General features: G+C 46.0%; 15 protein-coding genes. 4 read left to right on the top strand and 11 right to left on the bottom strand.

Annotated elements, in window-relative coordinates:
* Window positions 1-17: 17 nt before the first annotated feature.
* The 4 genes from HRI96_RS00425 to HRI96_RS00410 form a co-directional block, all read right to left on the bottom strand.
* Window positions 18-1190 carry an alpha/beta fold hydrolase gene (locus tag HRI96_RS00425; RefSeq protein WP_210117594.1) on the bottom strand — a complete coding sequence of 391 codons (1173 nt, stop codon included), beginning with the start codon at window positions 1188-1190 and terminating at the stop codon, window positions 18-20.
* Between the two features lie 246 nt (window positions 1191-1436).
* Complete coding sequence (locus HRI96_RS00420; protein ID WP_210117593.1) at window positions 1437-2204, bottom strand: AraC family transcriptional regulator; 768 nt, start codon at window positions 2202-2204, stop codon at window positions 1437-1439.
* A gap of 188 nt (window positions 2205-2392) precedes the next feature.
* Window positions 2393-3379 (bottom strand): TAXI family TRAP transporter solute-binding subunit, encoded by a 987-nt coding sequence (locus HRI96_RS00415; RefSeq protein WP_210117592.1) that lies wholly within the window; start codon window positions 3377-3379, stop codon window positions 2393-2395.
* Window positions 3380-3739: 360 nt separating this feature from the next.
* The gene (locus HRI96_RS00410) at window positions 3740-5704 is read right to left on the bottom strand and encodes a TRAP transporter permease (protein WP_210117591.1); all 1965 of its coding nucleotides are present in this window, start codon (window positions 5702-5704) and stop codon (window positions 3740-3742) included.
* Window positions 5705-5892: 188 nt separating this feature from the next.
* On the opposite strand from HRI96_RS00410, the gene HRI96_RS00405 reads away from it, so the two are divergent.
* Both HRI96_RS00405 and HRI96_RS00400 read left to right on the top strand, forming a co-directional pair.
* A complete protein-coding gene (locus HRI96_RS00405; protein WP_210117590.1) occupies window positions 5893-6789 on the top strand; it encodes a glycoside hydrolase family 113 protein in 897 nt (298 codons plus the stop codon).
* A 60-nt stretch (window positions 6790-6849) separates the two neighbouring features.
* A complete protein-coding gene (locus HRI96_RS00400; protein ID WP_210117589.1) occupies window positions 6850-7404 on the top strand; it encodes a cupin domain-containing protein in 555 nt (184 codons plus the stop codon).
* A gap of 56 nt (window positions 7405-7460) precedes the next feature.
* Here the strand turns inward: HRI96_RS00400 and HRI96_RS00395 are convergent, their stop codons facing one another.
* From HRI96_RS00395 to HRI96_RS00385, 3 genes are read right to left on the bottom strand one after another with little or no spacing between them, the layout of a single operon-like run.
* Window positions 7461-8792: a D-serine ammonia-lyase gene (locus HRI96_RS00395; protein WP_210117588.1), complete on the bottom strand. Its 1332-nt coding sequence runs from the start codon at window positions 8790-8792 to the stop codon at window positions 7461-7463.
* 25 nt (window positions 8793-8817) lie between these two features.
* Complete coding sequence (locus HRI96_RS00390) at window positions 8818-9579, bottom strand: alpha/beta hydrolase (protein ID WP_210117587.1); 762 nt, start codon at window positions 9577-9579, stop codon at window positions 8818-8820.
* Window positions 9580-9601: 22 nt separating this feature from the next.
* Window positions 9602-11050 carry a Na+/H+ antiporter NhaC family protein gene (locus HRI96_RS00385; protein WP_210117586.1) on the bottom strand — a complete coding sequence of 483 codons (1449 nt, stop codon included), beginning with the start codon at window positions 11048-11050 and terminating at the stop codon, window positions 9602-9604.
* A 240-nt stretch (window positions 11051-11290) separates the two neighbouring features.
* On the opposite strand from HRI96_RS00385, the gene HRI96_RS00380 reads away from it, so the two are divergent.
* Window positions 11291-13099: an FAD-dependent oxidoreductase gene (locus tag HRI96_RS00380; RefSeq protein WP_210117585.1), complete on the top strand. Its 1809-nt coding sequence runs from the start codon at window positions 11291-11293 to the stop codon at window positions 13097-13099.
* A 73-nt stretch (window positions 13100-13172) separates the two neighbouring features.
* On the opposite strand, the gene HRI96_RS00375 is transcribed toward HRI96_RS00380, so the two are convergent.
* Window positions 13173-13724: a DUF3261 domain-containing protein gene (locus tag HRI96_RS00375; RefSeq protein ID WP_210117584.1), complete on the bottom strand. Its 552-nt coding sequence runs from the start codon at window positions 13722-13724 to the stop codon at window positions 13173-13175.
* 16 nt (window positions 13725-13740) lie between these two features.
* A complete protein-coding gene (locus HRI96_RS00370) occupies window positions 13741-15648 on the bottom strand; it encodes an AMP-dependent synthetase/ligase (protein WP_210117583.1) in 1908 nt (635 codons plus the stop codon).
* Window positions 15649-16025: 377 nt separating this feature from the next.
* On the opposite strand from HRI96_RS00370, the gene HRI96_RS00365 reads away from it, so the two are divergent.
* Window positions 16026-17537, top strand: coding sequence for a phosphohexomutase domain-containing protein (locus tag HRI96_RS00365; protein ID WP_210117582.1), 1512 nt, complete (start codon window positions 16026-16028; stop codon window positions 17535-17537).
* A gap of 51 nt (window positions 17538-17588) precedes the next feature.
* Here HRI96_RS00365 and HRI96_RS00360 read toward each other — a convergent pair whose 3' ends face one another.
* Window positions 17589-18497, bottom strand: coding sequence for a mechanosensitive ion channel family protein (locus HRI96_RS00360; RefSeq protein ID WP_210117581.1), 909 nt, complete (start codon window positions 18495-18497; stop codon window positions 17589-17591).
* 3 nt (window positions 18498-18500) lie between these two features.
* Window positions 18501-19145, bottom strand: coding sequence for an endonuclease III (nth, locus tag HRI96_RS00355; protein ID WP_210117580.1), 645 nt, complete (start codon window positions 19143-19145; stop codon window positions 18501-18503).
* Window positions 19146-19148 lie beyond the last annotated feature (3 nt).

The raw sequence follows: 19148 nt of genomic DNA, 5'->3' as shown, positions 1-19148 counted from the left end.
ATACTGTCCGGATATGCTCACCGCGGAGCGCGTACGGTTTCCAGCCAGCCCAGCATTGTGTCCAGCACGAGACGGCTGTTTCCGCATTGACAGTGGTTCGACGCCGCTTCTTTGTCGGTGAACAGCCTGAACGTTACCGATTTTGCGCCGGTGAGCGCATCGATTTCTTCACGGTATAAATGCCAATCGATAAAGTGATCTTTTGCGCCCTGTAAAATCAATACGTCCTGATCGATTTTATCCGCGACATCGAGCATTTGAAAATCGTTCATTTTTTGCATCCATTCGTACGGGCTTTTTGCGCCGTATGCGTGCATGCCGTGATTAAGCGCCCATTGAAAAGCGGGATCTTTTTTTACTTGACTGTACAGCACGGCGTTTATAATGCCTTTTAAGCGGAGACGCAGCAGTGTTTTAAAAAAGTTTTGCACCGCACCGGGTAAATCGGAGAGGGCTACGTGCAAAAAATTCGGAAACACCGACCATGCGATAACTTGCGTAATGCGCTTTTCAAATGCGGCGGCTCTGGGCGCAAGCATTCCGCCTAACGAAGCGCCGACGATGACAACGTCATCCAAACCGAAATGATCGATAATCGCCGTAACGGGTTTTTCCCATTCGTGCGTAAAAGTCGCTCCCTGCACGCGCAAAACGCCGCCCTGCCCCGGCCCTTCAAAAAGATACACGTCGTAGCCGTTTTCGGCAAAATACAGCATGGGGAAAAAAAGCTCTTCAAAATAACTGTCGTTCCCGCCGTGCAAGAGTATCGTTCCTTTCGATGTTTTATGAGAAGCGTGCATGCCGGCCTTTGCGTGCATAACCGGCAGATGAATCGAACCGAACGGAACATTGAAGCGTTCAACCGTACCCGCCGAAAAATAATCGGCATAGTGCGTGTAAAACAAATCGACGGCTTTTTTATAATAAGCAAGTTTGTCGCCGTCTCCGTCCGCCATAAAAAATTCGCTCATGCGGTAATACGCGATCGCGTTTTCAGTTCTGCCGTCTTTAAGCGCATTGTCTCCCAAGCGGATGAGCGTATGCTTCCAGTCGTCGTGAGTGCGAATGCCGCGCGACACCACGGCCGTTTCGTCCAAGTCGCCTCCGTCCCAGTTGATAAGCCTGTTAAGCTGGAAATTATAATTTGCATTGTCGTTTAGATTGTATAAACCGACTTTAAATTGAACCATATCGCCTCCAATCAACAACCGCGCTGCAGATTCGCAGCAAAGCTTCAAGGGGCTGTCGAAAAAGTAACCGACTTTTGAAACAGCCCTTTATAGAATGACTGATCGGAGAGGAAAATACTTCCACCAGGACGCTGATTTTTCGAGCGCATCTTAAAATGCGACATTGAAGGAAGTGTCCGATTCTGAAATTGCCGCATTTTGCGCGGGATCATATGGTTGATTTTTTTTAGCGATGTTGCCCCGGTATCAGCTTCCGCTTTTGAGAAAGTCCGTGAACGATATGCCGCAGTATTTTTTGCAGGCGGTCGCAAAATGAGAGGAACTTGAAAACCCTGCACGAATTGCGGCGTCCGTTATGCTCATACCTTTTTCGACAACGCAGCGGCAGGTTTTTTCGAGTTTTTTTAAGAGCAGATAGTTTTTAAAATCGATGCCGACTTCTTCTTTAAACAAATGTAAAAAGCGGCTTTTGCTCAAACACAGCGTTCGGGGAAACGTATCGTATGCGTCGCTTTCGATGCTTTCGCATTGCTCCATAAGACAGATCGCTTCGGCGATGCGGCTGTCCATACGCTGGCCCCTTTGTTTGCAAAGACTGCCGGACACGGACATCGCTTTCATGCTTTTTCGCTCAGTACGCTCAACAAGCGTCCCGACAAGATATTCGTCGACGGCTTCCAACGGATCTCTGCCATCCAGCATGCGTATGAGATGGTTTTCGATTTCGCTCGGAAGCGCGCCGAACTTTTTCCCTTTTAGCAATTCATCGTCGATTATCCGTGAAAGCTCGGACGTCGTATCGATCAAAAACACCGCCATAGGCGCATCCTTATTCCGCTTTATGCGATGCATGACGTTCGATTGAATGACAACCGAGCGCAGATTTTCGCTTGTCTCCTCTACCGTACAGATAAAAGGCATGGACGAAATGAGCACATGCTTTGCAAAATGCTTGTGCTCTTGCGGGTCGTCATACAGAGCCCAAAAGATAATGCGGTCGCCTTTATATATCATACCGTTCCTTAAAAAGCGGCATTCAAGGAAATTTCAATTTTGGAGACTGTTGAATTGGTGCGCGTACCCCGCAACGAGCGCGTAAGCGCGAAGTTTCGAGCAGCACACACGTTGATATGCGGTGTTTACTGTCCCTGCAATCCCTACCGCATCTCACAACATCTCGGGCAGGAATCAAACGCCGCCCGTCAATCGATAGAAACTCCGATTTCAGTGTAATAGCGTTTTGCGCCTTCGTGGAGAGGCAAACCTGCAATGTCCTTTACCGCATTTTCGGGTTTTAATCCTTTTAAATTACGCTGCGCGTTTCCGAGTTCTTCGACGTTTTCCCAAAAGGTTTTAGTGAGCATGTACACCGTTTCATCGTCGAGCGTGGAATTACAAAACATCGTCATCTTAATAGCCGTCGTTTCAATATCCGCGTTTTGTCCGGGATATGTTCCCGCGGGAATCGTATAGCGCGCATACCACGGATAGGATACACGAAGTTTTTCGAGAATATCGTCGCCGATCGAAACGAGCGTGCATCCTGACGAGCACGCTTGCGATACGGCTGCTGCGGGAATGCCGCTCATAATCCACGCGCCGTCAAGCGTGCCGTTTTGAAGCATGTCGGCCGCGTCCCCGAACGCAATGTATTCGGCTTGAATGTCGGACGGATAATTCAGTCCCGTAGCTGTAAAGTGATTTTTGCACTCGCCTTCAACGCTTGATCCTGCAGCGGCCACGGCAAAGCGTTTGCCTTTGACACCGGAAAGAGAAGTTATTCCGGATTTTTTCGTGACGACAACCTGATTCGGGTTAAAATACAAACCAGCTATGATGCGGAGGTTTTTATTCGCAGCGCCTTCGAAGCTGTCGGTGCCGTTATAGCTTTGATAGCAGTTGGAACTTATAGCGATCGACACTTGCGACTCTCCGTCTGCAATCTGATTGAGATTGTCGATGCCGCCGTTCGAGGCCTGACTCGACGCGCTCACAAAATCGATCTTCGTGTCCCATACGTTCGTAATCGCGGCCCCTACCGCATAAAGCGCGCCCGAAGCGGACGCCGTCGGAAATTTAATCGTCACTTTTTCATGTGCGCCTGTAGAAGCCTTTTTTCCGCTGCAGCCTCCAAGTATGACGGCCGCCAAAACAGCGGCAAAGATAATCCTAATCGATACGTTTTTCATATTTCTCCTATAAAAACTTTTGCAGGATGTTTCAACATCCGAAAAAGTTTTTTCGGCGCTTTCGCAAACATCAGTTGAGAAAGCGCAATAAATAGTCGAGTTTGCAAATACAGTGTATCGTACTCATGCGATTTTTATCGGAACGATACGTATACACGTCTACTGCAAACATCCAAGCAAACTCGAGATAAAAAGCGACGGCGATATTTCAGACGGCGCTTTTTATCGTACCTCCTATAAAAAATCAAAAAGTTTTCAAAAAATTCAACCGCGCGCTTTTGCAGAACACATGCAAGCATCGCACCGGCGTAATAATTATTAATAGGTTCTATCGCGTAACCATATTCTTGGAAACTCCGCTTATGTGCGCTTTTCCGAATCGAAGCTCTTTTTAGCCTGCATGCGGTTTTTTACGTATTGATAGACGCACACCGCGGCAAGGAGCGCAAAACCGATCGCATCCGAGACGACGCCCGCATAAAGCAAAAGAGGCGCGATCGCAATGAGAGAAACCCGCTCGAACAAGGATGTGCGGCGCAAAAGCCATCCCTCAAGGCCCGCGACAAGCGTGGCCGTACCGACAGAGGCCGTAAATACCGACCACAAACTCATCGCAAGGGACGCGCTTCCGCTTCCTATTAGCAGCACCGGATTTGCCAAAAAGAAAAACGGAATCAAAAATCCGACAAGCCCTATCCGCACGGCAAGCAGTCCCGTCTTAAGCTGATCGGAATCCGCAATACCGGCTGCGACATAGCAGCTGATGGCGACCGGCGGTGTGATATTCGAAAGGCACGCATAGATGAGGCAAAACAAGTGCGCCGCTATCGGAAGCACGCCGGTTTTTATTAAAACGGGAACGGCAACAGCCTGCACGATGACGTAGGCCGCCACTCCCGGCACTCCCATCCCCAATATAGTCGACATGATCATAACGAGGAGCCCCGTCAAATAGATGCTGTTGTTCGGCACGACGTTTAAAATAACGTAGCCCATGTTGAGGCCTAGGCTCGTAAGGGTTACAGTCCCGATAATGACACCGATGATAACGCACGACACGCCCACTCCGACGGCGCCCTTCGCACCTTCTACGCATGCGGCGATTATCTTGTCGACCGTCATGCGCGTATCCTTCCGGAGCCAGCTCGCGCCGACAGCGGCGAAAATGGCGGCAACCGCTGAAAGAAGCGGCGTAAAACCCTTCGCCATCATCGCGACAAGCAGCACGAGCGGCAGCACGAGATGCCCCTGTTCTTTAAGCACTTTTACGGCATCAGGAATGTTTTCTTTAGAAAGACCGGGAAGGCCCATGCGCTTAGCTTCAAAGTGAACGGCAAGCAGGATTCCCAAGTAATACAAAAACGCCGGTACGATCGCGGCGAGCATGACGGCCGTATAGCTTATGTTCAAAAACTCGGCCATTACAAAGCCTACGGCTCCCATGATCGGAGGGCAAAATTGGCCGCCGGTGCTCGCAGTCGCTTCGACAGCTGCGGCGAATTCTTTTTTGTAGCCGGTCTGCTTCATAAGCGGGATCGTAATCGTACCGGTCGTCGCGACGTTTGCAACGGCCGATCCGTTTATCATGCCCATGAGAGCGGATGCTAAGACGGCGACCTTTGCAGGCCCTCCCGGCGTGCGCCCGACAAGCGTCAGAGAAAAATCGTTGATAAACTTTGAAAAACCGCTGTGCTTTAAAAAAGAGCCGAAGACGACGAACAAAAAGATATATGTCGCCGACACTCCGACGCCGACGCCCAAAATTCCCTGCGTACCCCAAAACTGTGTGACAAGGACTCGCTTTATCGTAAAGCCGTTATGTCCGAGCTGTCCCGGAATATATTTTCCAAAGAAACTATACGCAAGGAAGAGAGCCGCAAGAAAAGCAAGGTTTCCCGAAGTGCGGCGGGCCGCTTCAAAAACGACGGCAAGCGCAATCGCCGCAACTGCGATTTGAAAAGGCGTAACGCGGCCGCCGCCCCGAGCGACCGCCGTATAGTGAAGTATAAAATAGCCGAACGTAAAAAGAGCAAACGCGATGAGAAAAAAATCGACGACGGGCGGAAAGCGGCGCTTTCTGTTTTCTTTTTTCGCAGCGGGGTATAACAGGAATGCGAACAAAAGCAAAAAGACGCTGTGAAACGCGCGCAGGTTTACGGCGCTCATAACCCCGACGGTATTGAAATACAGCTGAAAGACAGCCCAAACGCAGAGCAAAACCGTAATGATTTTTTCCGTCGGACCGGTATATACTCTGGTGCGGGAGTCGGTGTCCTTGTCTTCAAGCAATCGCTGCGCGACGGCAGCCTCGGTCGATTTCGGCATACGCCTTCCTAAAAGTTTGTATGCAGTCGATTGTATAAATATGCATAGGAAAAGTCAAGGATTCGAAAAAAGCGGTGAATCACGTAAACCTCTAACCTAAAATTCCGCATTGACGCACGGGCGACAGCAACAGTCTGCAAACGGCTTTATTCGATACGTGTCTTTCTGTATACTGTTTTAAAAAAATTATGATACGAAAAATTCTGTTTTTTATCATTCTGCTTCCGGGCTGTTACGCAGGTCCGCCGGAGACGCAAGTAGAGCAAAAAACGCCGTCGCCTATGTACGGCATAACCCTTGACGACCTCTCGCCGTCTTCGATAGACGGCATTATCGCCGCAATACGAGCGCTTCCGGTAAAGCCTACCGCCCGCATAGTAATCGACGCCGATATCGAACCGTCCGATTTTATTCCCCTGCTTTCCCGCCTGCACGATGTCGCATACATAATGCTCTGCCCCTGCGATTCTTACGATATGAAACGCTACAAAACCGCAGAGTCCTATAAAAAACGCTTTGCCGAATGCGCCTTACACCTTGCGCAATACGTAGATATTTGGGAAGTCGGAAACGAAATCAACGGCAAAGGATGGACAGGCGGAACGGATTTGTTAAACGGCCGAAAAGCGTACGCCGCGTGGATTTACGCGCATGAACGCGGGTTTAAAACGGCGTTGACGACTTACATGTTTAAGCCGGGAGACCAAGACATCTCTATGGAAAACTGGCTCACGGAGTATATACCTTCCGATATGAAAGACGCCCTGGATTACGTGCTTGTAAGCTATTACGACGAAGATAACGACGGCAAACACGAAGACTGGCACACAATGTTTAAAAACCTGTATTCCCTGTTTCCTCATTCGGCTTTGGGATTCGGCGAGTGCGGTTTTCCTTCTCCGCATAAAGCGGGCCCGGCCTTTGACGCACAGGCGGATGCGTATTATCTTATGATGCCGTATAACGACCGCTATGTAGGCGGATATTTTTGGTGGTGTTGGCAGGAAGACTGCGTTCCGCATAAAAACAATCCCCGCTGGCAAAAGATGTACGATAACTTTCGCCGAATGAAAGAACTGTTTTAAGACTATTGTCTTAATTTTTCTTATAAAATGTATTATATTTTGAAAACAGATGAGGAATGTATGCAAGATTTTAATTTCGGTGTAAAAATCCAAGAATACAGAAATATGAAGGGCATAAGTTTGCGGGAATTGGCTTCCCGTACCGGTGTTACGGCTTCTATGCTTAGCCAAATAGAAAATAATAATGTCAATCCCTCTATTAATACTCTCCGGCAGATTGCAGACGCATTGGATTTTCCGCTCTATGCGTTGTTTCAAGAAAATACTTCGATAGAAGATGAACTGATCGTGAGAAAAGGAAATTACCATGTAATCGGAAAAGAAGGCGAGGAAGTCGATTATCGATTACTGACACCAAATACACGAGGAATGATTGAATTTGTTCTTATGACTATTCCTCCCCAAACAGTTTCGTCGGATAAGGAATATTCGCATAAAGGAGAAGAAACGGCGTACGTCATAGACGGCAGTGTATCGGTATATATAAATGGAAAAAGCTATCAGCTTCATTCGGGAGATGCCGTCCGTATTCCTCCGCAAACCCGCCATAAGTGGTTTAATCAAAGCGACGAAAAAGTGGAAGTTATTTTTGCCGTTTCGCCGCCGTCATTTTAAAAACCTTAGACCGGACGCGCTTTATGAAGCTGCCTTTTTTAAATTTTTGATCAATGTTACAAATCGGATGCTTTTTTATAGTATTCGTTTCTAACCGATTCCGGTACTAGTCGTCCTCCGGTTGCCCATGCGATTTGGATACTGTTTTCCATTTTATCGGCCAATCCTTGTTTTGCAAGATAATCTTGAAAAATCGGCGATTTTGCCAGCTGAACTACGCCTTCAAATATCGCACAGGAGCTCGGTTCGATAAAAATATTTTCGGTATCTGACAATGCTTTCATGTATCGGTACAGTTTTTCATCCTTTACCGTACATTCTCCGGCTACCATCTTGTATATTGTTTTACCGACAAATTTTGACGGCCGGCTGACAGCCAAGCCGTCCGCTTCCGTTTTACCCGACAAGTGTACATCTTGAACACAAATTCGATCGTGCATACCCGTTATTAAGCCCAACAGCATACAGCATGCTTCGGTCGGTTCAATATAAAAAACATGAACGTTATTTTCATATATATGTTTTATCCCGAATGTCAGCCCGCCCGGAGCTCCTCCGACGCCGCAGGGAATAAATAAAAAAAGCGGATGTTCCGAATCAATTTTTATGTTTTTTTGCTCCAATTGTTTTTTTAGTCTCTTTGCCGCAACCGCATAGCCTAAGAATAAGTTCTTCGAATTTTCGTCGTCTACAAAATAGCTTTTCGGATCGGAAGCGGCGTGTCGTCTTCCTTCTTCAACGGCTTTGCCGTAGTCGCCTGCATATTCGATGACATTGACACCTTTCGAACGCAGAAGTTCCTTTTTCCATTGCTTTGCATCGGCAGACATATGAACAAAAACGGTAAAACCTAACGCTGCGCTGATAATTCCAATAGAAAGACCAAGGTTTCCGGTGGAACCGACATGGATTGAGTACTCGGAAAAAAAGGCTTTCATTTCAGAATCGGCAAATTTCGAGTAATCATCGCTTATGAGTATCTTATTGTGCTGCAGGGCAAGGCTTTCCGCATATTTAAGAATTTCATATATACCGCCTCGAGCTTTGACAGAACCGGCAACAGCCAAATCGCTATCCCTTTTGAGCAGCAGTTTTCCGTAAATTCGAACGCCCCAATCGCAATGTAATCTTTCTTTCATCGCACCGATCTCTTGCAACGGAGATTCGATTAGTCCGTTCGTCTCGGCCGTTTCCGGAAAACATGTTTGAATAAACGATGAAAATCTCTGTAACCGTTTTTCCGCATCATCTATATCGGCTTCATGTACTGAAAGGTTTTCTATTGCCAATTTGAAATTCGTCGCATTTGGATTAATCCAGCAGACTTCTTCCCCTTCGGAGATATTTTTTATGATAGGATTTTTTTTAATTAGTTCCGTAATATCCATGTCGATCCCTATTGACGTTTATAGTTTACTTCATAATTTTACGGATATATTCTTTCGAATATTTCCATAAGTCGTCTTGCTTTTCCCAACCGTCGTACCCGTGTCCGGCACCCCGCACAAATTTACGTTCGGCACAGAGCAGCACATCCATGTAGCGTTCGGAATTTTCTGGTAAAACATCGGTATCCGCGTCTCCGTGAATAAAATATACGGGCTTCTCAAAACCTTTAATTGCAGCAACGCCGTCCAACGGATTATCTTTTATATCTCGGAAAAATTCTTTTCCGATTCTATCACCCATAAAATCCACATTGTTTCCTGCCATACCGTAAGCAAATCGTTCTTCTCCAAGCAGATGCATAAAACATTCGTATGCTCTGCTAACAGGGCTCCAAAATAATATTCCATCCAATGGAATTTCTCTGCAGCAAAGGGCGGTTTCAAGAGCGCCCATGCTATATCCGAGTATCATAGTTTTTTCAGGAGTTAATACGTTTTTTACCCAGTGAAGAATTTTTTTGAAGTCTTCAGTTTCACCGGAAATTGTCATATATGTCCAATCACCTTCGCTGTCGCCCGCTCCGGCACAATCGAAACGAACGACAGTATAGCCTTCCGCCACAAGATCATGTCCTAGATTTACCATCATTCTATGAGGGGTAATTTTATTGCCGCAAAAACCATGCTTGTAAATGATCGTTTTTTTACCCCGATCTTTTTCACTTTTATATTCAATCAAACAAACCATATCTTTCCCGCGGCTGTTTATAATTTTTGCCTCGATCATAAAACACCCCTCATAGTTCGGATTAGTCGTTCAGCATAGTTTTAACGGGCTTACCGTTTTCGCCTTCGTAAATGCGCCCCCAGCCGGTCAAAATCGCAACAAACATAACGACCCATAAAATACAAGGATAAAAACAAGTTGCTAAAAAATCGCTCGGTGCCGGAACGGCAATGTATGAAGCATCGGCCGACAGCGTTTTGATGCAGCCCAATAAAAGCAATACGGAACCGCCGAAAGGCATACATGCATTAAATGAATCGCAAGCGACGGCCAAAAAATTTGCTCTGCGATACGGATGCAATTTTGCTTTTTGTCCCAATGCATTGACCAGCGGAGAAGCGCAGATATTAGGTATCGTATTGATGGCGCTGATTAAAACCGAAAAAGCGGTTGAAAATAAAAATATTAAAAATTCCGCTTGTCTTGTCGTTTTAATATTTTTTGACAGTTTTTCAACAAGTTCTTCCATATAGCCGCTTGAAATCAATAAGTCTCCCATTGAAACGACAACCATAAGAAGAATACAAACATTCAACATTCCAGCAACGCCTGCAGGAAGAGCGCCGGAAACAATTCCGTTTTGAATACTGAACAAATCATTGAATCCAAAAAGACCTGCGATCAAACCTACGCCGGTTGCAACAATGATTCCGACGGGAAGTGTAACAAATAAATTATGCCCTTTGACAGCCATACCGATAACGATAACCGTAGGTATCATCATTAAAAGTCCTGCCGGATTTTGATGACTTGCCACCAGCGTTTCTGCAACGGCCGTATCAATTCTTAAAGAACCGGCCGTTCCTCCAAAAATAAAATATAGTATAATTGAAATGATGAACGCAGGAATTACATATTTTACCCTATTTCGTACCGTCCCGCCGATTTCAGCGGATCCGGAGCGTTTGCTGTATAGCTGTCCTGTGGATGAAATTATTGTCGTGTCGGAAACCGGGGCAATATTATCCCCGAATAAAGCGCCGGAAATAATCGCGCCGCCGAGCACGGCAGGGTTACATCCCATGATCACTCCGACCGGATATAAAATGGGCGTCATTGCGGCAACCGTTCCGAAAGCGGCTCCTGTCGCTAAAGCAAAGGCTGCAGAAAATAAAAACGCGGTGGCACAAAATGCGGAACCGGACAAATGGAGTCTGACGGATAACCATACAAGACCTTCTACCAACTGCCCTTTCCGCAAAATCGCACCGTATATACCGACGATAAGCCAGATTAAAACGGCTGTCATTGCCATTTTATCGCCTAAACCTACAAGAATTCGTTCCCAATACATATCTTTGTTTTTGCAGAACAACATACCGATGATTAAACCGATTACCCCCGATGCAATCATCATATTAAGATCTGCTGCATTGACAAACGATAATCCTATCGTAATTACGATAAATACGATAAACGGTAATAAAGAAATTCCGTTTCCGCCAATGAATTCAAGTCTCTTCTCACTCATAGAAAATCCTCCTTTACAATGTTCATGTATAAGCAAGTTTTGCAAAACGAGTAATACTTAATGACGTTAAGTATAGATTAACTCCGGTTTTATCGGTTGTCAACAAATATTTTTTCAACAGAGAAAAATAAAAATTGATTGTGCCGATTATTGAAATCTTCTATTTCTATCTTGGACACTAGTGAAAAATTTATGTACAATATATTAGAATTCTATTTCTTTAATAACGTTGGAGGTTATATGAAAAGATCCCGTATCATTGCCTGCGTTTCAGGCATTGTATTTTTAGCTGCGGCCTTATCGTCCTGCGGAGGAAAAAAAGGCATGGCAAAGGACGGCACTTATACCGGCACGGCAAGCGCCCACAACGGCCCGCTCACCGTCGAAGTAGGTTTTGCAAAAGGCGCCATCACGTCGGTAGCCGTAACACAGCACACTGAAACGGCGGGCGTAAGTGAAAATGCAATTGCGAAGGTTTCCGAAGCGATCGTAAAAAACAATTCGACGAATGTCGATACCGTAAGCGGCGCGACGATCACTTCTTATGCGATTAAAACGGCCGTACAGAACGCGATCGAGCAGGCGGGCGGCCAGCCGAGCAATTACGCTCAAGAGGTTGCCAAAACGAACGAGGGAGATAAAACTCTCGAATGCGATGTCGTCGTCATCGGAGCCGGCGGAGGCGGTATAACCGCGGCTGTACGGGCGCAGGAAAAAGGCGCAAAGGTTATCCTCATCGAAAAGAACGGACAGGTAGGCGGCGACACAGCTCTTAACGCAGGTACGCTCATAGCGACCGGTTCGAAATTCCAAAGAGAACAGTTAAAAGAAACGAAAGATTCTCCCGAACTGGCATACAGCGATATCATGCGCATAGGAAAAAACGTAAACGATCCCGTCCTTGTTTCAATGATCTCCAAAACCATCGGCAAAACGGTAGACTGGCTCATCGACGACATGAAAGTGCCGTACAACGTCGCCGCAACGCAATACCCCGATCATTCGGCCAACCGGCAGATCGGCGTTGTCGGACGCTCTCCGGCATTCTTTGTCGCAATGCAAAAGAATTTTGAAAATCTCGGCGGAACATTATTGTTGGAAACGAAAGGTGAATCCCTCATTTTTGAAAACGGAGAAGTAAAAGGCGTTACGGCAAGCGATAAATCCGGCGCGAAGATTACGATCAAAGCGGCTTCAACCGTTATCGCCTCAGGCGGTTACGGAGCGAATGCAAAGCTCCTTCCCAATACGCTTACGGGATATATGTTTTACGGACGCAGCACGGATACCGGAGACGGCTTTACGATGGCAAAGGCGATCGGCATAGATACCATTAACCTAGACTGCGTGAAAGTCTATGCGCAGGGCGTAGAAACAACTCCGGGAAGAGCCCTTGCCGCAACGGCGTCTTCTACGGCCGCTTCAAACGGACACGGAACGATCTACGTAAACACAAAGGGAGTCCGCGTCGTAAATGAAACGGGAACGCTTGCGGCACAGACGGAAGCGACTGTAGCGCAGAGCGACAAAATCCTGTATCTCTTAATGGACGAAGGTGCGTACCGCGCATACGTGGCAAAGAGCCTTGAAGACAAACTCGTCGCATCCGAAAGCGATATCGACAAATGGTACAACATCTCTAACGACGGCAAACCCGTAATCGCAAAGAGCGCAAATCTTGTCGAGCTGGCAAAAACTATGGGCATAGACGCAAGCGCATTGCAGACAACCGTCGCAAAATACAACGACAACTGTGCAAAGGGAGTCGATCCTGAATTCGGCAAGAAAAACCCCGTCGCTCTTGCATCGGACGGCACGTACTACATAGTAGAACAGCGTCCTCGCTTTTCCACGACCTTGGGCGGTTTAAAAGCCGATGCTTCCATGCAGCTGCTCTCAGGCGGAAAGCCCGTTAAAAACTTATACGGAGCCGGAAGCGTTGTAGGCGGTGCAAACGGCCGAGACTCGATGACTGCAATGATGAACTCATGGGCGATCGGTTCGGGACGCATAGCCGGTGAAAGCGCTGCAAAAAACGCAGGTAAATAATTCGCATCAATCGGAATATTCCCGATCGTAAACGGTGCGGAGCGTGCAAAAAAAGAACGCTCCGCATTTTTTATCACCTGATAGGTATCAATACGTAAGAATGACGCTTTTTATGATCGATAAACCGAATAAGCGACGGACTGTTTGAAATTTCAATAATGCATTTTTCTTTGTCATATATGCGTCTTATCTCTTTATTGGAAGTATGCTCCGTCTCTATGGCCAAGCGTAAGCCGTTTTCGGAAAAGGCTTTTGCAACATCGCCCACGTTGTAAAAACACCACTGAAATTGAGCGATAATTTCTTGGCTCTTAATTCCTGCCGGAAAATCAATGTCTGAAAGCTTTATTCCCGTGTCGTCGTATTTTATTTCAGGCATAGCGCCATTTTCCTTGTTTAAAAACATCATATGGACGAGCGCCTTATCGGCTTTTAAGGAAATAATATAAAAATGGCTTTTTCCTTTTAGGTTTGCGTTTAGCTCATATACGTCGTGAACCGGACGGAATAAATTTTCCGTCGGTAAAAGCGGTACGTTTTTAAAATATGACACATTCACCTTAACCGGCCGCTCGGCGTTTATGTTTTTTTGCATCGTCGCACAAGAAGCCGACAAAAAGATCATTAAAAATAATAAGACTTCACTTAAACATCGAGTTGATTTCTTTTGCATAAATTTCATTAAGTCTGTAACGCATGACTTCCTGTTTGGCGGATAATTCTACGCCGACTTCAAATTCCTTATTTAAAAGTGTGAATTTGTTTACTTTTTCAAACAGCCTAAAACCGTTTTGAGCGTTTATCGCGTTCGCTATTTCCGTTTCAAAGAGTTTTTTAACTTCTTCGGAATTCATAAAGTTTTCAAAAGTATCGTACTGTATGCCGTTTTCCTCCGCCCATTCTTTTAATTCCGTTTTATTAGGAACAATAAGAGCTGCAAGAAAACGCTGGTCCTGCCCGACGACGACGACGGAAGTTATAAAGCGTGATTCCGTTAATTTCATCTCAATTGGCAGCGGTTCTATGTTTTCTCCGCCGCGCAAAACAATCGTATCTTTCATGCGTCCGCGAAGCTGAATTTCATCGTCGAGCGTAAGTATCGCTATATCGCCTGTGTCGAGCCAGCCGTCTTTTGTGATCACTTTTTCAGTCAGATCGTCGCGCTTATAATAACCTTTCATGACAGTCTTGCCCTTCACCTGCAAAACGCCCTTTTGACAACGCCCCAAAATCATTCCGTTCGGATCGACGATGCGCACTTGAACACCGCGTATTGCTCGTCCTATGGTTCTAAAAATAGGATCCGCCATGGGCCTGACAGCCACCACGGGTGCCGTCTCCGTAAGGCCGTAGCCTTCAACTATGTTTACTCCTATAGCCCAAAAAAACTCGTCCACGGCAACGGGATAAGCGGCGCCGCCTGCAACTCCCGCGCGGAAGTTTTTACCGAGCATGGCTTTGATTTTTGAAAATATGAGCCCTGCTCCAAGGAGTTTTACAGGATACAAAACGAGCCACGGCAAGGCCAAAACAGCCCACCAAAAACCTAAGTTGTCTTTTGCAAAACGTGCGGTTTTACGAAAAAGTTTCCTGTCAATGCGGCTGTGAATGACGGCGACTGCCGTAAAAAATTTAAAAAGAACGTACACAAATCCGCCTGTTTTGCGCATCTTTCTTGTGATTCCTTCGTAGACGGCTTCAAATATACGCGGAACGGCAGGCATGATGTGCGGATTGAGCTTTTTAAAATCTTCAAGAAGAATGCTTCCCAGCGGTTTTGAATAGCATATAGCGGCCGCCTGAATAAAAACCACATATTCGCAAAGGCGCTGGAACGCATGCCATATCGGAAGCACGCATAGAGCGCGATCGCCCGGATTCAAATAAATTCTTTCGGGAAGTTCGTCAAGCTGTGCCAAAAAATTCCCGTTGGAAAGCATTACGCCCTTGGGCGTACCCGTCGTTCCTGAAGTAAAGATGATGGAAACCGTCTCGTCCCAAACGCCTTTTTCTATTTCCGTCTCAATCAAATTCTCATTGTTTTGGCAAAAGATTTTTCCAGTGTTTAAAACATCTTCAAAATTCAGAATTTCGATGTTGTTTTTTTGCGCTTCCGAAATTTCAGCTTCGGGAACGCGTTCGAAACAAATAAGTTTTTGAAGGTTCGGCAAATTCGCCTTTATGGAAAGAATCTTTTTTATTTGAGCCTGATTTTCAGCTATAACTATCCTGCATTCGGTAAACGAAAGTATATATTCCAGATCTTTAATAGTGGCGTCGCAGCCGCGCGGAACGTCGATCGCCCCTATGGCCATTATACCGATGTCGCACAGCTGCCATTCTTTGCGGTTGTCGGAAATTATTCCTATACGGTCGCCTCTTTTAGCTCCCAAAGACAAAAGGGCTCCGGCAAAATTCATCGCCTTTTCAAAAAGGTCTTTATATGTAACAGATTCAAAATTCCCGGACAAATTGCGCGAATATTGTGCCGGCACTTCAGGATATAAGCGCACCGTATTGCGGATCATCTTGACCAGTGTCTGTTCCATAGGATTTCCCGTTATTATAAAAAAAATTTATGACGCACAAATATTTTTTAGTATAACCTGATTATATCGCAAATTCAACCTAAGGTTTAATTTCGGCGGCTATATGGCGCCGCCTCGTTAAACAGCGCACGAATGCGGTATTTTCGAAAATTGAAATTTTCTGCAATGCCGCATTTTAAGGAAGATTTGCCGACTAAAAACGTTTGGTGTATAATGATCGTAACTGACTGCACGCTTTGCCCGAAACTTCACGCCGGTGCGGTGATTGCTGCGCAAACGTCGCTAGCATATGCTCAATATACGCAATACGCACGAATTCAGAAGTTTCCAAAATTGATATTTTATTCGACTGCTGAATTTTTATTAGGAGAATATTTATGCCGGATCCGAAACTGATGAAGCTTCAAAACGGAAGCGATATACGGGGGATCGCCCTTGAAGGCGTTTCCGGAGAAGATATAAATCTTACGGACGATATTTGCAATAAAATAGGGCAGGCTTTTGTCCTATGGCTTTCGCAAAAAACCGGAAAAAAAGCCGATGAGCTGAAAATAGGTGTAGGCCGCGATTCAAGGATCTCAGGGCCGAAACTTGAAAACGCCGTTATCGAAGGAATAAATTTAAAAAGCGCATTGCCCGTGCGCTGCGGACTTGCAACAACACCGGCAATGTTCATGTCCCTCATATTCGACCGAACTCGCTTCGACGGATCTGTAATGATAACCGCAAGCCATTTGCCGTTTAACAGAAACGGTCTGAAATTTTTTGACGCGGACGGAGGACTCGAACGCAGCGACATAACCGAAATCCTTTCTCTCGCATCCGCCTGCGAGTCCGGGCGGCCCGGCGTTTTAAAATGCGAAGCCTTTGACCTCTTAAGCCTTTATGCGGAACACCTTAAAAACGCGATAAAATCGGCGATAAATTGCAAAAACGGAAAGCCTCTTTCCGGCCTTAAAATAGCGATAGATGCGGGAAACGGAGCGGGAGGCTTTTTCGCCGAAAAAATTCTAAAACCGCTCGGCGCCGATACTGCGGGCAGCCAATTCCTTGAGCCGGACGGAAATTTCCCGAACCACATTCCCAACCCCGAAAATCCTGCGGCTATGGACGCCATAAGATCCGCCGTAGTAAAAAACCGCGCCGACTTGGGACTGATTTTCGACACCGACGTCGACAGAATGTCCGCCGTCCTTTCCGACGGAACGGAAGTAAACCGCGATGCGATAATCGCAATTACGGCGGCGATTTTAGCCCCGGAATATCCGGGAAGCACTATAGTAACCGATTCGGTTACGTCGGATCGGCTCACTTATTTTTTGGAAGACGTGCTGAAATTAAAGCATCTGCGTTACATGAGGGGCTACAAAAACGTCATAAACAAATGCAAGGAACTCAATGCAAAAGGGATCGTTTCTCCTTTGGCAATGGAAACGTCGGGTCACGGCGCTTTAAAAGAAAATTATTATTTGGACGACGGCGCTTTTTTAGCGGTTAAACTTATAATCGCCTTGGCGAGAGCAAAACAAAACGGAAAGAAACTTTCTTCTCTGATCGAAAAACTCCCTCCTCCCGTCGAAGCAAAAGAATACCGCTTTAAAATTCTCACGGAAGATTTTAAAACATACGGAAACCGGGTTTTAGAGCAATTCAAAAAAAATGCAGCCGAAGCCGGTTACAAGCTGCCCGAATCTTTTGAAGGAATCCGTATTTCGTTTAACGACGATAAAATTCAAGGCTGGGCTCTTTTAAGACTCTCGCTGCACGATCCTGTGATGCCGCTTAATATCGAAGGCGCAAGAAAAGGCGATCTGAACAGAATAAAGGAAGTCGTAAAGCGCCTTACGGCCGGATGCAACAAGCTGGATCTGTCGGTTTTGGACAATTAAAATTTCTTTGATCCCGGCATAACCGCTCGAATTTTTTGCGACCGAGTTTCTTTATTCCGTTCCACCGGACAGCATTTTAACGTTCAGCTTATAATACGGGATTTCTATACCGGCCTCGTCATACACTTTTTTTATGGCGATAAAAGCGGAGTTTTTTGTTTGTAAAAAATCCTCGCTTTTAAACCAGACTGCAAGAACAAGATCTATCCCTTTTTCACCGAATTTGTCAAACCACGCAGCCGGTTCGGGCTCGCGTAGAACGGTAGGGCAAAGAGCCGGCGCCTTTTTCAAAGTTTCAAGCGCAAGCGTCATGTCCGTGTCGTAACTGACCGAAACGCCTATCGTCATGCGCCTTTGAGGAAAATAAGACGTATTCAAAAAATTTTTATTTATGATCGTGGAATTAGGCACGCGCACAAGTTGGTTGTCCAAAGTATGTATTTTAACGGAAAGTAAATCCGTAGAGTCTACGACTCCGGTAACACCGTCTATCGTAACCAAGTCGCCTATCTTCATAGCCTTTTCACTCAGCACGAACAACCCGCTTATTATATTGCTTACGGACGTTTGAGCCGCAAATCCTATGGCGACGCCCGCAACGCCGGCAGCTCCCCAAATGGCCGAAAATTTTATACCGAACAGACCCAGCACATACATAGCAGCGCAAACGTAATAAATATACTTTAGCGTCTTTTGGATCATCATCGAATGCTGCGCTTTAAGCTTGTTTTCCGGCAAGCGAAGAATCATAGAACGGCAAATTCGATATATAATATAGATTATCAACAGCATTATCACTGTTCCCGTCAATTTCATCAAAAATGGAACGTTCAAATACTGCTTTATCGCGTTGACGATAGGTTCCGTATGATGCGTTATTATCTTTGTGGGATCGAAATTATTTGCCGCTATGCTCTGCGCAGCAGCCTGTGCAGTTTCAACGTCGATCTCTTCGTTCATACTTTAACCGCCTTCTTTAATATTATGTTTACATATATCCGAAATAATACAATTTTCGCAGTCGGGTTTACGCGCCGTACACACATAGCGCCCGTGCAATATAAGCCAATGGTGCGCGTTTTGCATATACTTTGCGGGAATACGCGAAACAAGGCTCTCTTCAACTTCAACGGGCGTGTCGCCTTCCGCCAGTCCGATTTTGGGGCAGATGCGAAGCAAATGCGTGTCTACCGGCATAGTCGGCTGTCCGAAAACCACATTTAAAACCACGTTCGCCGTCTTTCTGCCCGCTCCGGGAAGTTTTTGTATTTCTTCCCGCGTTTCGGGAACTTTGCCGCCGAAATCGTCTATGAGCATTTTGCTAAGGCGTATAACATTTTTTGCCTTGTTCCTGTAAAGACCTATGGTTTTTATGTAAGGTATCAGACCTTCTTCTCCAAGAGCGAGCATTTTTTCAGGCGTGTCGGCAATTTGGTATAAAGGCTCCGTAGCCTTATTAACGCTTTTATCGGTCGCCTGAGCGGAAAGAACCGTAGAAACCAGCATTGTGTACGGATTTTTCCATTTAAGTTCCGATTTAGGTTCCGGATTTTGCCGCTTGAAACGCGCAAAAACTTCGTCTATTTCCTCAGGCGAAAGCAGGATCATAGG

Origin of the sequence: Treponema parvum (genome assembly GCF_017893945.1) — a bacterium.
Lineage (GTDB): Bacteria > Spirochaetota > Spirochaetia > Treponematales > Treponemataceae > Treponema_D > Treponema_D parvum_A.
The sequence above is the reverse complement of the archived record's forward strand: the minus strand, read 5'-3'. Positions and strand labels throughout refer to the sequence as shown.

Excerpts from the sequence above, each read along its gene's own strand:
- HRI96_RS00420 (WP_210117593.1), bottom strand. The coding sequence starts at position 2,204 with ATGATATATAAAGGCGACCGCATTATCTTTTGGGCTCTGTATGACGAC.
- HRI96_RS00405 (WP_210117590.1), top strand. The coding sequence starts at position 5,893 with ATGATACGAAAAATTCTGTTTTTTATCATTCTGCTTCCGGGCTGTTAC.
- HRI96_RS00400 (WP_210117589.1), top strand. The coding sequence starts at position 6,850 with ATGCAAGATTTTAATTTCGGTGTAAAAATCCAAGAATACAGAAATATG.
- HRI96_RS00370 (WP_210117583.1), bottom strand. The coding sequence starts at position 15,648 with ATGGAACAGACACTGGTCAAGATGATCCGCAATACGGTGCGCTTATAT.
- HRI96_RS00375 (WP_210117584.1), bottom strand. The coding sequence starts at position 13,724 with ATGATCTTTTTGTCGGCTTCTTGTGCGACGATGCAAAAAAACATAAAC.
- HRI96_RS00410 (WP_210117591.1), bottom strand. The coding sequence starts at position 5,704 with ATGCCGAAATCGACCGAGGCTGCCGTCGCGCAGCGATTGCTTGAAGAC.
- HRI96_RS00385 (WP_210117586.1), bottom strand. The coding sequence starts at position 11,050 with ATGAGTGAGAAGAGACTTGAATTCATTGGCGGAAACGGAATTTCTTTA.
- HRI96_RS00365 (WP_210117582.1), top strand. The coding sequence starts at position 16,026 with ATGCCGGATCCGAAACTGATGAAGCTTCAAAACGGAAGCGATATACGG.
- HRI96_RS00380 (WP_210117585.1), top strand. The coding sequence starts at position 11,291 with ATGAAAAGATCCCGTATCATTGCCTGCGTTTCAGGCATTGTATTTTTA.
- nth (WP_210117580.1), bottom strand. The coding sequence starts at position 19,145 with ATGATCCTGCTTTCGCCTGAGGAAATAGACGAAGTTTTTGCGCGTTTC.
- HRI96_RS00390 (WP_210117587.1), bottom strand. The coding sequence starts at position 9,579 with ATGATCGAGGCAAAAATTATAAACAGCCGCGGGAAAGATATGGTTTGT.
- HRI96_RS00425 (WP_210117594.1), bottom strand. The coding sequence starts at position 1,190 with ATGGTTCAATTTAAAGTCGGTTTATACAATCTAAACGACAATGCAAAT.
- HRI96_RS00395 (WP_210117588.1), bottom strand. The coding sequence starts at position 8,792 with ATGGATATTACGGAACTAATTAAAAAAAATCCTATCATAAAAAATATC.
- HRI96_RS00360 (WP_210117581.1), bottom strand. The coding sequence starts at position 18,497 with ATGAACGAAGAGATCGACGTTGAAACTGCACAGGCTGCTGCGCAGAGC.
- HRI96_RS00415 (WP_210117592.1), bottom strand. The coding sequence starts at position 3,379 with ATGAAAAACGTATCGATTAGGATTATCTTTGCCGCTGTTTTGGCGGCC.